The organism is Serratia sp. CY55921, from assembly GCF_052167655.1.
Lineage (GTDB): Bacteria > Pseudomonadota > Gammaproteobacteria > Enterobacterales > Enterobacteriaceae > Serratia > Serratia ureilytica.
Genome location: NZ_JBJNMU010000001.1, coordinates 378,580 through 390,598, shown reverse-complemented (window position 1 = coordinate 390,598; position 12,019 = coordinate 378,580). Strand labels below are relative to the sequence as shown.

General features: G+C 58.4%; 12 protein-coding genes. 5 read left to right on the top strand and 7 right to left on the bottom strand.

What is annotated here, in order from left to right; all coding sequences use genetic code 11:
* Positions 1–44: 44 nt before the first annotated feature.
* Positions 45–965, top strand: a complete 921-nt coding sequence (locus ACJ8M3_RS01895; protein ID WP_089197219.1) for an AraC family transcriptional regulator — start codon at positions 45–47, stop codon at positions 963–965.
* A gap of 135 nt (positions 966–1,100) precedes the next feature.
* On the opposite strand, the gene ACJ8M3_RS01890 is transcribed toward ACJ8M3_RS01895, so the two are convergent.
* Together ACJ8M3_RS01890 and ACJ8M3_RS01885 are read right to left on the bottom strand one after the other, a co-directional pair.
* Positions 1,101–1,889, bottom strand: a complete 789-nt coding sequence (locus ACJ8M3_RS01890; RefSeq protein WP_089197220.1) for an alpha/beta fold hydrolase — start codon at positions 1,887–1,889, stop codon at positions 1,101–1,103.
* A gap of 156 nt (positions 1,890–2,045) precedes the next feature.
* Complete coding sequence (locus ACJ8M3_RS01885) at positions 2,046–3,077, bottom strand: MDR family NADP-dependent oxidoreductase (RefSeq protein ID WP_033643721.1); 1,032 nt, start codon at positions 3,075–3,077, stop codon at positions 2,046–2,048.
* A gap of 86 nt (positions 3,078–3,163) precedes the next feature.
* Between ACJ8M3_RS01885 and ACJ8M3_RS01880 the strand changes: the two genes are divergently transcribed.
* The 3 genes from ACJ8M3_RS01880 (at position 3,164) to ACJ8M3_RS01870 (ending at position 6,883) form a co-directional block, all read left to right on the top strand.
* Positions 3,164–3,796, top strand: a complete 633-nt coding sequence (locus ACJ8M3_RS01880) for a TetR/AcrR family transcriptional regulator (protein WP_033643722.1) — start codon at positions 3,164–3,166, stop codon at positions 3,794–3,796.
* A 286-nt stretch (positions 3,797–4,082) separates the two neighbouring features.
* A complete protein-coding gene (locus ACJ8M3_RS01875) occupies positions 4,083–4,601 on the top strand; it encodes an NUDIX hydrolase (RefSeq protein WP_015378447.1) in 519 nt (172 codons plus the stop codon).
* Positions 4,602–5,176: 575 nt separating this feature from the next.
* Entirely contained in the window at positions 5,177–6,883 is a 1,707-nt protein-coding gene (locus tag ACJ8M3_RS01870) for a hemolysin (protein WP_089197221.1), read from the top strand.
* 51 nt (positions 6,884–6,934) lie between these two features.
* Here ACJ8M3_RS01870 and ACJ8M3_RS01865 read toward each other — a convergent pair whose 3' ends face one another.
* Positions 6,935–7,507 carry a hypothetical protein gene (locus tag ACJ8M3_RS01865; protein ID WP_089197222.1) on the bottom strand — a complete coding sequence of 191 codons (573 nt, stop codon included), beginning with the start codon at positions 7,505–7,507 and terminating at the stop codon, positions 6,935–6,937.
* Between the two features lie 129 nt (positions 7,508–7,636).
* Here ACJ8M3_RS01865 and ACJ8M3_RS01860 point away from each other — a divergent pair, with 129 nt between their 5' ends.
* A complete protein-coding gene (locus ACJ8M3_RS01860) occupies positions 7,637–8,527 on the top strand; it encodes a LysR substrate-binding domain-containing protein (protein ID WP_060660510.1) in 891 nt (296 codons plus the stop codon).
* Here the strand turns inward: ACJ8M3_RS01860 and ACJ8M3_RS01855 are convergent.
* The 4 genes from ACJ8M3_RS01855 to ACJ8M3_RS01840 all read right to left on the bottom strand — a co-directional run bounded on the left by ACJ8M3_RS01855 (position 8,524) and on the right by ACJ8M3_RS01840 (position 11,991).
* Positions 8,524–9,252, bottom strand: a complete 729-nt coding sequence (locus ACJ8M3_RS01855) for a PA1136 family autoinducer-binding transcriptional regulator (RefSeq protein WP_089197223.1) — start codon at positions 9,250–9,252, stop codon at positions 8,524–8,526. The genes ACJ8M3_RS01860 and ACJ8M3_RS01855 overlap by 4 nt on opposite strands.
* Complete coding sequence (hchA, locus tag ACJ8M3_RS01850) at positions 9,249–10,124, bottom strand: glyoxalase III HchA (protein WP_033643728.1); 876 nt, start codon at positions 10,122–10,124, stop codon at positions 9,249–9,251. The genes ACJ8M3_RS01855 and hchA overlap by 4 nt, the downstream gene beginning before the upstream one ends.
* A 102-nt stretch (positions 10,125–10,226) precedes the next feature.
* Complete coding sequence (locus tag ACJ8M3_RS01845) at positions 10,227–10,994, bottom strand: ABC transporter ATP-binding protein (protein ID WP_033651856.1); 768 nt, start codon at positions 10,992–10,994, stop codon at positions 10,227–10,229.
* Positions 10,981–11,991 carry a FecCD family ABC transporter permease gene (locus ACJ8M3_RS01840; RefSeq protein WP_042784999.1) on the bottom strand — a complete coding sequence of 337 codons (1,011 nt, stop codon included), beginning with the start codon at positions 11,989–11,991 and terminating at the stop codon, positions 10,981–10,983. Before ACJ8M3_RS01840 ends, ACJ8M3_RS01845 begins: the two co-directional genes overlap by 14 nt.
* Positions 11,992–12,019 lie beyond the last annotated feature (28 nt).

Here is a 12,019-nt window from a genome sequence, read left to right as displayed (position 1 = left end):
GCCGTATTTTCTCTTTTTCTTGCCTGATTTTATGAGGTGGTGGGATGTCCGACATGATTGCCCTGATGAATAGACTTGCGGTGCAAGAGGGATACAACCTCACTGCCCTACCTGATGTGCGAATTTTGCGTTCCGATCGCCCGCTTGCCAGAACGCCGGTGCTTTACGATCCGGGGATCGTGATCGTCTGCCAGGGCAGCAAACGCGGCTATTTCGGTCAACAGACCTATTTATATGATGAGCAGCACTACCTGGCGGTTTCGGTGCCGGTGCCGTTTGTGATGGAAACCGACGCGTCGGCAGCACATCCGCTGCTGGCGATTTATATGCATCTGGATTTTCAGCTTGCCGCGGAACTGATGTTGCAGATTGAACAGCATGGCGCCCCGCATCCTCCCGTCGCGCCGCAAAGCATGATGTCGAGCCCCATGGACAGCGCGGTAAAAATGGCCGTACTTCGCTTACTTGAAGTCCTGGCTAACCCACTTGAGGCGGCGATCCTCGGCCCGGCGCGGGTGCGTGAGCTTTATTTTCGCGTGCTGACAGGCGCACAGGGCAACGCAATGCGTGCCGCGCTGGCCTTGCAGGGGCAGTTTGGCAAAATCGGTAAAGCGTTGCAGCACATCCATGCCGCTTACGCGGAGCCGTTAACGCTGACACAGCTGGCGATGATGGCCGGCATGAGCGTGCCGACCTTTCATAGCCATTTCAAAGCGATAACGCAGATGCCGCCAATGCAGTATGTGAAATCGGTACGCCTGCACCAGGCACGGATGCTGATGGTGCGCCAACAAATCACCGCCGCCGCCGCGAGTTACGCCGTTGGTTATGAAAGCCCATCGCAATTTAACCGCGAATTCAAGCGCCTGTTTGGCCTGCCACCGGCAGAGGAGATAAAACGCATGCAGCGTCACTTCGCCATTCCGCCCGCGCAGCCTGCGTCGGTATTTGTTTCATCGCACTGAGGCTTATTTGGTATGGCGAACTCTACCTTGAGGTATGGAGTGCCCGCTTCTGGCGCATAAGAACGCGAACGATTCCAGTCACCGCTGGAATGAAAGATGCCGACAAGTTAAGGCCCTCTGTGCCTCTTACCCTCGTCACCGAGCGGACGAGGGGATACGCCCGACAGTGGCTGTTTCGGCAAGGAAGGATTCGATAGCCCTGACAAGCGCGAGCGGTGTCTCGTTCATCGGATAGTGGCCGGCGTTTTCCAGAATCTCAACCGTTGCATGGTGATAGCGTTGAAGATAGGTTTTGGCCATTAACCCGGCATTGAATGTTGGATCGTGCTCACCCACAAGCACCTTTATCGGATGCGATCCGACAATCTCATCGCTGAAATCGGTATCGGCCCATGCATGAAAATACGCAGAAAATGCTTCCTGAGAGGAATGCGATACCGAATACGCTGCTTTCCATTCGACCCAGGATAAGGGCAACCGTCCGCCAGTACTGCGGTCTATGATGGCTTTTCGATTGTCCAGTTGCTCAGCAGCATCTTCAAGCAGACGGCGCGTCGTAGCATCGTACGAAATGCCGCCGCAAGGAACGGGTGCAACGGCAACGAGTGCCCGCACTCGATCGGGCGCGCGCGTTGCAATTCGCTCAATCACCATCCCCCCCATCGAATGACCTATCAGGCTGAAGTCGTGAAAGCCAAGAGCGTCAATAAGCGCCAGCGCATCGGAGGCAATCTCATCGATCGTGTATGCGCCGCGCGTTTCCTGCATGCCCCCGTAGCCACGATAATCCATGAACACATAGTTGAACGCGTGGACATTCAACCAGGGTTCAATCTCTTCGAACGAGTGCGCGTCACCGAACCAACCGTGAAGCACGAGAACGGGGTGGGGTCCGTTGCCCACGCGATGATATGTGTTAGTCATATTGTTGACTCCAATGTGAGAAAAATGTGGTTTTCAGCCTGCGTGACGTGAACTTTCCGTAGACGCCATTGCGCCATCACACGACGATTTAACCTATAAGGCTTAGGAATGGCGGGTAAGTCATCCGAACGGCTATGCCAGATGACGACGTCCGTTTTATAGCTCGATCAGGACCACGCCTTTGAGGCGACCGGCACAGGCTTCCTGCAATGCAGATATCGAGCTTTCAATTCCCTTGAAGGTCGTGGACGTAAGATGAATGCGTCCGTCACGCTTCCATGTCTTCAGATCGCGTAACCAGAATCCAAACGCATCGGGCGAATGATCCGCGCTGAAGCCGCGTAATGTCATACCTTTGAAGATGATTTGAAAGCTGTCCAATGTAACCGGAGCCTGCAAAGACGCCTTTTCTGCGTTCAGCTCAGCGGTGAGCGCACCGAGCAGAACGCCACGGGCACCATCCCTTGCCAACTTAATCGCCGCCGCGAGCTGTTCACCCCCCACCATGTCTACGATGACATCAATGCCTTCAGGTGCGGCTTTCGCCAGTTGCTCGTTCATGGGGCCGCCGTCTCGGGTGACGACGGCATCATAGCCCAGTTCCTCTTGCATCCAGCGGGCCTTGCTGGATCTGCTCGTGCTACCGATCACGCGTGTCGCGCCGAGGAGCCGTGCGATCTGTCCAGCCATCGAGCCAATGGCCCCCGCGCCGCTGGAAACGAACACGGTGTCACCTTTCCTCACCTGAACGCCTCGGGTCAACGCGGCATAGGCCGTCCAGCCATGGCCAAGATAAGCCGCTGGGTCAGGTTCGAGGCAATCGATGAGCTTGCCGTCGTGTTCGTGGATCACAGCATATTCCCGCCACCCGAACGGATGCATGACAAGGCTACCTAAAGGAAGGCTGCAGCCCGATCCGGTCTGGACCACTTCTCCGATCGCGCCGTCCGCCAGAGTGTCTCCGGGGTTGAGAGGCGGGAACGGAATGCCTTCGGCGGCCTTTGCATCCTCCTGCGCCATCAACCGTGTCGAGATGGATACACGGAACCAACGGTTACGGACTACGGCTTCATAGGGTCCGGGCGCAGGAATGGTCGTTTCCATGATGGCGAAATTTTCGGGGTGAATTTCTCCCTGCACATGGCGGATAAGTTTAACTTCGCGGTTGTTTGATAAACCTGCAGACATAATGGTCGCTCCATAAGACTCATTTCGCTCTTTCTGGTAAAATCCAAAATATGAGCACTTGCTCATATTAATAATCGAGGTTGTTTATGGCTACTCGCATTCCTACAGAACACCGCGCGATGCGGAAACGCCCTAAACAGCAGCGTTCCCAGAACACGGTGGAGAGTATCGTCGAGGCAGGTGCTCGCGTTTTGGCGCAGAGAGGTTGGGCAAACTTCACGACTAACGAGGTGGCGCATACTGCCGGCGTCAGCATTGGATCGCTGTATCAGTATTTCCCAAATAATCTGGCGATTGCCGAGGCTATTCGGAAACGGCATCTCGATGACATCCTGAAAGTGCTTCCTGATATCAAGACGCAAGGTGAAAGGGTTCCGCTCGAGGAACATATTGGCCGATTGATTGATGCCGTTGTCACGCTTCATGCGGCTAACCAAGATCTGCATCGTGTTCTGATCGATGAGGTTCCGCTCGCGCCGAGGGAATTCTATGACGCTTTTGAGCGTGAGTATCATCGTCGCTATGAAGACCTCATCCGTGCGGCGGCCCCGTCAGACGATACTGAAACGGACCACTTAGTCGCGGCCCGCATTCTCGCAGATGCGTTGGAGGGCATCGTTCATTCCGCCTCTCGCCGGAATGAACTCATGTCGCCAGTGATAAAGAGAGAAGCGACGAGGATGATAATGTCTTATCTTCTGGCACGAGAGAGAACCTGAGAAGTCGGTTATGCGAAGGGAGGCGCGCTGTGTGAGCAGCCAGAGGCGGCATAGAATCAGTATGATCTGCTCCCCGTAGATAACCCCTTAAAGTCAGCAGTTGCCATTGAGTAACTGACTTTTATATTTAGCCGCTATGATAAATGCCAACGTCCGCTTCTGGCACGGAGTGGGCAGGCTAACTGAGCTGAAGGTCTGCTTTGAGCGAGGAGCGGACTTTAGTAGAAAAATAGAAGGCAGTATGTAGACTATCTTCTTTTAGTGTTTATTTGTTATGGTCTTATTTATGTCTTCTGAAATGATTTTCCCACTCAAAGAAACTGAGCGGCGCGCGGTAAGAGTTGTCCTGATTGATAAGACCTGCTCGATCCTGCTTCTCAGCACACGTGATGTCAGTAATCCTAACTTCATAAATTCGTGGGAATTACCTGGCGGTGGCATTTTGGAGGGGGAATCTCACGCGGACGCAGCCATACGTGAAGTGTTTGAAGAAACGGGTTTGATAGTTCCTTTCCAAAGCGTCCGTGTACCTCAGTGGTTCAGAGATGTTCATTACTCGTATCGCGGTGAAAGGCGCCTGCAACACGAAGCTATATCCCTTGCCTATATAAATGATTTCAAACCTGATATCCATTATGCAGAACGGGAACCTTTTGAACTGGAAGATCATCTCGAGTATCACTGGTGGTCCCTGGAGGAACTAAAATCGTCGTCTGCGACTTTTTATCCAAGGAACTTACCTAAACACATTGAGCAACTGCTCCAGGGGGAAAGTATTAATGATCCCATTGAGATTTGGGATTAACTGGCTGATCTGTAATCATAATTGAAGTACTTTCTGCCAACATTCCCGATGTAAGCAAAAGAGTTTTCAGGTTTGTCGGCTAACCTGTTCAAGATTGTTAACGTCCGCTACTGGCACGAAGCCGACCGCCAGAGTCCCCACGCCAGCATCTCCCCACCCTATTCCACGCCCCAGCAGCGTTGGAGCGAAACCACCCCCGACGTTGCCGTCGGTGTAAATCCGCAAAGCGGCAGCCACAATCACCGCCATAACGCCAACGCTTGGCCCCACCAGCGAAACCCACTCTTTTACCTAAGAAGATTCCTAACCCAGATGACGGATATCCCTTCCTGGCGCCAATACGCGGGTTAACCCGCAGATTTACAGCAATAATCCTTTAAAAACAATCGATAAGAGAATTTTTCGCACTCGGTAAGTTGCGTCTATCCTTTCGCTATGGGCGCCTGCCGCCCATCGTTCGCTGCGGCTCGCGGCATGCGCGTTTCTGGCTGTACGGGTTTCGGTTTATTCCATCGCGCGCCTCCATTCATCATGTTGAATTTCACAGCAATCTCTCAGCAACAAGGAGTGTTTATATGGCTTACGTCATTACCGACCGAGAAAAACTGCAAGCGATTTGGGAGGCCGCCAAAGCCGGCGACTGGCCGGCGGTATATGCCGCCTCCGTCGATGCGCTCACCGATCCCAACCATGCCAACCAACCCATTGAGGGCGTGGATATCGCGGTGTATACCTGGATCAAAGGCGCCTATGGCGTGAACTCGAATCAGGGGGCGTTTGCCCATTACATTCGCGACCAAACCAAGCTGCAGTATGAGCTGCGCACCGGGCATGTGCCCGATGACTGGGAGGCGCGCATTCAGAATGCCTCCGACAACATCGCCAAAAACTTCGCCAAAACGCTGTTTGGCGTCGATCTGAGCAGCAATCCCAACGCGCCGCTGCCGGATGCCCCGCCCAGCAGCGCCAAAGTGCCGGACATTCACGAGGTCGGCCTGATCGACGCCGGCGCGGCGGCGTCCGAAGTGTTCACCGACGCCTCCTCGACCGGCGCCCCCAACTATTCCCCCTGGGCCGGCACCACGCTGTTCTCTTATTTAGGCGATACCTCGTTCTTTACCGAATGGGTGGCGACCAACGACACCTCGGCCTTTAAGGTGGAAGGCGGGACTTACGATCTGATTGCCGCGGCGCAGGTCTCCATGCAAATGAAAAACCTCAGTTACGTGGTTGAAACGCTGCTGGCGGGCGAAGTGCCCACCTATTTGACCACCCTGGGCATTGGCCACGAGACCATCCGCCTCGCCGCCGAAGCGGCGCGTGATTTCTACACCGAATCCTACGGCAGCAGCGTGACCGGCGGCGGCAGCCTCATTCCCGGCAAGCTGGATATCGGCTCGGCGATTTTCAACGACATTGCCGACGTGCTGTCCACGCCGAATCTGTACCGCGTCGGTACGCTGCATGACGATGATTTCACGCTGGCGTTCGGCAATATCGCCGTTAACACCGGCAGCGGCGACGACACCATCAGCGTGCCGCGCGGCTGGCAAAACAACGCCGGCAACTACGGCTGGACGGTGATCGACGGCGGCAGCGGCCATGATACGGTCGATTATTCCAGCCTGTCGCACGGGGTAAACCTGAAGTTTGACGCCCAGGGCAGCTACGGCGGACGCGGGGTGATCGAGAAAAACGGCATCGGGCTGTATGGCTTTAAGGACGGGCTGTACAACATCGAAGCGGTGAAACTGACCGACTTTAAGGACAACGTCACCTTTAACGATCGGGTGCTGACGCCGGCCAACGGCCTGGAGGTCAGCCTGGGCAAAGGCTCCAGCGAGATTCGTTTCGAGCACGGTTATACCACTGCGCCGGGAGGGAGCGCGCCGCAGGATTATCTCGGCGTGAACCTGAGCATGTTGTCCAACGATGTGCCTTTCCCCAACAGCCTGCTGAATATTCCCGTGAAGCAGACCCACAATATCTACATCGACGACAGCTTCGAGCTGGGCTTTTTACAGGCCTCTTCCCTGTCTATCGATAACCACCTGCTGGCCTTCGGCGCCGAAGGCTCAAACAGCAGCTTCTCGCTGAACTACAACGCGCAAACCCATACGCAGGATCTGTCGATATTCATGCAAGGCGAAAGCGCGCTCAATCAGCACATCGTCAATATCTACAATTGGGATCAAGGCGACTTCGGCATCACGCTGGAGCAACCGGCCATTCAGCTCGTCGGCTTGCAAAACGTTACGCCGCAAGAACTGGCGGCCGCCTAAGCGAAGCCCGCCCGTTCCCCCGGGCGGGCTGTTTATCTTCAGCGCGACGGCTCAGGCCCCATCCCGCTCCGCCACCCGCGCCAGCAACGCCCCCAGCAACGCCAGATCGACCAGCAACGCCAGCGCGAAACAGCTCCCCCTCACGCCCGGCGCGGCGTAGGTTTGCACCAGCGAAGCGGCAATCACTACGGCCACGATAGTCACCACCGTCGTCAGCCTGCACGCCACAGCGAACGCCGCTTTCTCCTCCACCGCCGTGCGGTAGGCAACGCCCTGCCCCAGGCCACCGAGGGCGATGCCCGCCAGCAGAGCCGGCCAGTCATGGCCGCCGAACAGCATCAGCAGCGTCAATAGCCATCCCGCCGCCGCCAGCAAAAAGCCGTGGCGGAGAATCGCCAGCGCAGGCCGGTTCCGCAGCGGCTGCCAGCGGGCCAGTACGGCGCCGCCGAGAAACGCCAGCGCCAATGCCGTCAGCAGCATCAGGGTCGCGCCGATGCCCTGCAGGCTCTCCGCCTCCAGCAGCAAAGCGCCCGCCGCGACCGGCACGCTGAGCGCCAGGGCGCTCGCCGCCGTTCCCGTGTGTTCCATAGCGCCCAGGGCACCGTTGTTGATATAAAGGCTCATCGTTCACTCCCGACATGATGGAAATGATGAAATAAATTCATTTCCCTGTTCACATGTCAGTAGCCTATCTCTTGTATAATCGGTCAGACAAACTCATAGTTTTCAGCCTTAGATGAGAATAACTCAGCCATGAGAAAACCCCGTTTGCCGCCGCTGGGCGCGCTGCGCGCCTTCCACGCCGTGGCTGGCTGCCGCAGCTTCAAACTGGCCGCCGAAGAGCTGGGCGTCAGCGCGACGGCGGTCAGCCATCAGATCAAGCTGCTGGAGTCGGTGCTGGAATGCCGGGTGTGCGAGCGCAGCGCGCAGGGCGTCAGCCTGACCGAGACCGGCGAGATCCTGTATGCCGGCACCCAGCGCGCCTTTGCCGCGCTGGAGCAGTCCGTCGCCCAAATCACCCGCGCCCAGCAGCCGCCGGCGCTGACCGTCACCACCACCTCCAATTTTCTCACCCACTGGCTGGTGCCGCGCCTGGCGGATTTCAAGGCGGAGTTTACCGCCATCGATCTGCGCCTGCACACCAGCGTCGAGCGCGTCGATCTCAGCCAGCGCACCGTGGACGTCGCCATTCGCTACCGCGAAATGCCGGAAAGCGATCTGCACTGCACCTTGCTGCATGAGGATCGTTTTATCGTGGTGGCCAGCCCGACGCTGGCGCTGGAGCGCATCGAGGATTTGCAGCGGGTAACGCTGTTTCACGTGGAACATCGGCAGGTGCCCGCCGACGCGCCGACCTGGGAAAACTGGCGGCGGCGCTACGGGCCGGAAGGGTTGAATGTGGAAGCCGGGCTGACCTTCAGCGACGAAACCCATGCGCTGCAGGCGGCGGTAGCGGGCCAGGGGGTGGTGATCGCCAGCCGGCTGCTGGCGCGCGATTTGTTGCAGCGCGGCGTGCTGGCCGCGCCGTTCGAGATGGCGTTACCCGGCGCCAACTACTATCTGGTGGCCACCGAAGAGACCGCGCAGCGCCCCGATATCATTGCGCTGCGCGAGTGGCTGCTGCGGCAAATGGCGGCAGGCTAACGGCTCTCGGGGGCAATTTCGCCCAGGCGGATCGCCACGCTGATCGCCTGCGCGGTGGTGGCGGCGCCAAGGCGCCGGCGAATGCGGCGCAGGTGGTTTTCCACCGTGCGTTCAGACAGGCCGAGCATCGCGGCGATATCCGCCTGCCGCCGGCCGATGGCGGTCCAGCTCAGCACCTCACGCTCGCGCGCCGACAGCCGGCCCTCTCCCTCGCCGGCCGCCGGTTCAAACAGCCGCCGCGCCGCCAAAAAGGCCGCCGTGCCCACCAGCGACAGCGCCAACCGCACCGGCAGCGAGGCGTCGATGCGCTCGCCTCCCAGGCTGACGGCACCCTCCAGGCCGGCGGGGCCGAACACCGGGATTTGCATGCCGTGCAGGCCCGCGCCGCGCGGCGTGCGCACAATCCGGTAGCGCTCTCCCTGCTGCGCCCGGGTCTTGGTCCAGAAGAACGGCTCGCTGGCCCGCAGCATGTGGCGAGTCACCGGGCAGTGCCGCACGTAGGTCAGCGCATCGACCGCCTCCCCCTCGCCGAACCAGTCGCCTTCGACCCAATAGATATGCTCGATCCCCGCCTCCGCCGTGGCGGAAGCGGAAAACAGCACAAAGCGATCGAAGCCGAACGGCGCGGCGAAGGCGCGAACCCGCCCCTGAATGGCGGACAGGGTTCGCTCGTGGTCCATCGCCAACGCCGTCTGGAAAGCGCGCTGCGCGATCTCATCGCTCATCGCGCGGCGACGTCGGCCAGCAGCGTCTCCGCCGCCAGTTTGCCGAGGTTGTTGGAAGCCAGCGGGCTGTCGCCGGTCAGCAGGCGCCGATCTTTATGCACCTTGCCGGTGATGTCGGCATTGACGATCTTCACGCCCAGCTCACGCAGGCGTTCGCCCACCAGCCAGGGCATCGGGCCGGGGATATAGCCGATGTCGATGTTGGCGCCGGTATCGAGAGCATCCGGGAACACGCACATCTCATAGCCGCGATAGAGGAAATCGTCTTTGCTCTCGCCAATGCCCGCCGCCAGCAAACCGGCGGGCCCGTGGCACAGCGAGATCACGTAGCGATCGTTGTCATGGGCCCAGTGCAGCGTCTTTTTCACCTCTTCACTGAACGGGATATCATTGAGCACGCCGTGGCCGCCGGGAATGAAAACGCCGAGATAGTTGCCGCCATCCAGATCCTTCACGACTTCCGTCAGCTTTTTCGGCTGCTTGAGTTGGCTGCGGTACTTCTCATAGGTGGCCTTGACCGCTGGGTCTTCATGCGGGAACGCCCACATCTCCAGCTTCACCGGATCGCCGGACGGCGTGGCGATGTCGATCTCGAAACCGGCCAGATCCAGGTGATACATCGGCAGCAGCATCTCGACCGGATGGTTGCCGGTGGAGAAGAACTTGCCGTTTTGCATCAGCAGGTAGCGCTCCTGCGAGGCGATCATCAGCACCTTCCACTTGCCGCCGCGATAGGCGTTCGGGTAGCTGGCGCCCGTGAAGTCGGTTTTGGACGAGGTGTACTGGCTGAGGGAGTAAGGTGATGGGAAGAACGCGTTGTCTTCCGCCACATCCGGGGTGGGATTACGATCGTTGGATACTGAATCAGTCATGATTATCTCCATATTCACCGTTGCATTTCTCTTTCAGCTTAAATAACCGCCGGCGGGGCCGCAATGAGGGATATCCCTCAATCGCCCTCGCACTGGCGGCGCTCAAGCGGGGTGCCGTAGCGCGACAATGAACGTTTCTTCGCTGACGCCGGCATATTCGTACCGGCACTTTCTCACCGGCACCTGGAAGTAGCGCTCCAGGATATCCTCTTGCAGCAAGGCGTTTTTATCGCCAAACATGCACTGTCGCTTATTCATCAGCAGGCACTTGTCGGAGATGCGATCGGCGTAATGCAGAAAATGCGTATTCAGCACGATCGTCATCTGCCGCTCTTTGGCGAGGCGCCAGAGCATCTCGATCATTTTAGCCTGATTGTAAAAATCCAGGTTCGACTCCGGTTCGTCGAGGATCATGACGTCGGGGTCCGCCGCCAGCGCCTTGGCGAAATAACACATCTGCAGTTCCCCGCCGCTGATCTGATTGATGTTTTTCTGCGCCAGCGGCGCGATCTCCAGCGCGTGCAACACCGCCTGCGCCTTGGCGAAATCTTGCCGCCGCGGCCCGGCGAACCACCCCGCCTGGCGAGCGCAGCCGAAAGTGACAAAATCGAGCACGCCATAAGCGAAATGCGGCGTTTTCGCCTGCGGCACATAGGCCAGTCGGGCGGGCCGATTATCGATATGGCCGATCTGGCAAACGCCTGACAGGGGCCGGCACAGGCCCGCGACATGTCTCAGCAGCGTGGTTTTACCGGCGCCGTTCGGCCCGAGCACGCTGAGGATCTCACCGCGTTTCAGATGAAAACTGACGTTGTCGAGAATGGGCTCGCACCCTTTGAACCCCAGGGTCAACTGGCTAACGGTGATCATGTTTGCTGCTCATAATAAAAAGGAGGGCGAAAAGCGGCGCGCCGATCAGCGCGGTCAGGATGCCGATCGGGATTTCAGCGTAGGTAGCGCCTCTGGCGATATTGTCGATCACCAGCAAAAACAGCGCCCCGCTCAGCGCCGAAGCCGGGATCAGGCGACCGTGGTTATACCCCAATACGCTTCGCACCAAATGCGGGATCACCAAGCCGACCCACCCCACCACGCCGGCCAAGCTCACCGAGGCGGAAACCAGCAGAGAGGCGGCGATCAGCAACAGGATCTTCAGCCGAGGCGGATTCAGACCGGCGATGCGCGCCTCGTCGTCCCCAAGAGAGAGAATGTTCATATTCCACCTGAGCCGGTAGATAGTCAGGTAACACGCCGCAAACAGCGGGATCAGCCAATAAACCTGCGCTTTCGCTACCGAAGCGAAGCTGCCCATCAGCCAGAAGACGATCGCCGGCAAGGTATCCTGCGGATCGGCGACATATTTTATGACCGAGACAAACGCGATAAACAGCGACGCGATAATCATGCCGGACAAAATCGTGGTGAGCGCATCCTGCCGGCGTTTGAGGCGGCAGATGCCGAGCACCAGCAACAGGCTCACCACGCCGAAAAGAAACGACAGCAGCGAACTCAGGGCAAAAGGCAAACTCAATAGAATGCCCAGCGCAGCGCCAAAGGCGGAGGCGGAAGACGTACCCAGCACGTCCGGGCTGGCCAATGCGTTTTTCAGCACCGCCTGAAAGGTCGCGCCGGCGACCGCCAACCCGCCGCCCACCAGCATCACCGCCACTACCCGCGGCGCGCGCAGGTTAAAAATCACCGAATAGCGGGCCTGGTTTTCCCCCGGCATGTTCCCCTGCCATAAAATCTGCGCCACATCATGGGCCGACAAGGCGTAGCGGCCGGCAAACAGCGATGCGAAGGCGACTGCACACAGCGAAATGAACAATCCCGCCATGATCGCCGCATATTTTCCTCTGCCCGGCATCCCCAAGCTCCTCCAATGGATTAACGCT

Bases quoted from the DNA above. Each gene is read 5' to 3' on its own strand.
- ACJ8M3_RS01895 (WP_089197219.1), top strand. From the start codon at position 45: ATGTCCGACATGATTGCCCTGATGAATAGACTTGCGGTGCAAGAGGGA.
- ACJ8M3_RS01890 (WP_089197220.1), bottom strand. From the start codon at position 1,889: ATGACTAACACATATCATCGCGTGGGCAACGGACCCCACCCCGTTCTC.
- ACJ8M3_RS01885 (WP_033643721.1), bottom strand. From the start codon at position 3,077: ATGTCTGCAGGTTTATCAAACAACCGCGAAGTTAAACTTATCCGCCAT.
- ACJ8M3_RS01880 (WP_033643722.1), top strand. From the start codon at position 3,164: ATGGCTACTCGCATTCCTACAGAACACCGCGCGATGCGGAAACGCCCT.
- ACJ8M3_RS01875 (WP_015378447.1), top strand. From the start codon at position 4,083: ATGTCTTCTGAAATGATTTTCCCACTCAAAGAAACTGAGCGGCGCGCG.
- ACJ8M3_RS01870 (WP_089197221.1), top strand. From the start codon at position 5,177: ATGGCTTACGTCATTACCGACCGAGAAAAACTGCAAGCGATTTGGGAG.
- ACJ8M3_RS01865 (WP_089197222.1), bottom strand. From the start codon at position 7,507: ATGAGCCTTTATATCAACAACGGTGCCCTGGGCGCTATGGAACACACG.
- ACJ8M3_RS01860 (WP_060660510.1), top strand. From the start codon at position 7,637: ATGAGAAAACCCCGTTTGCCGCCGCTGGGCGCGCTGCGCGCCTTCCAC.
- ACJ8M3_RS01855 (WP_089197223.1), bottom strand. From the start codon at position 9,252: ATGAGCGATGAGATCGCGCAGCGCGCTTTCCAGACGGCGTTGGCGATG.
- hchA (WP_033643728.1), bottom strand. From the start codon at position 10,124: ATGACTGATTCAGTATCCAACGATCGTAATCCCACCCCGGATGTGGCG.
- ACJ8M3_RS01845 (WP_033651856.1), bottom strand. From the start codon at position 10,994: ATGATCACCGTTAGCCAGTTGACCCTGGGGTTCAAAGGGTGCGAGCCC.
- ACJ8M3_RS01840 (WP_042784999.1), bottom strand. From the start codon at position 11,991: ATGCCGGGCAGAGGAAAATATGCGGCGATCATGGCGGGATTGTTCATT.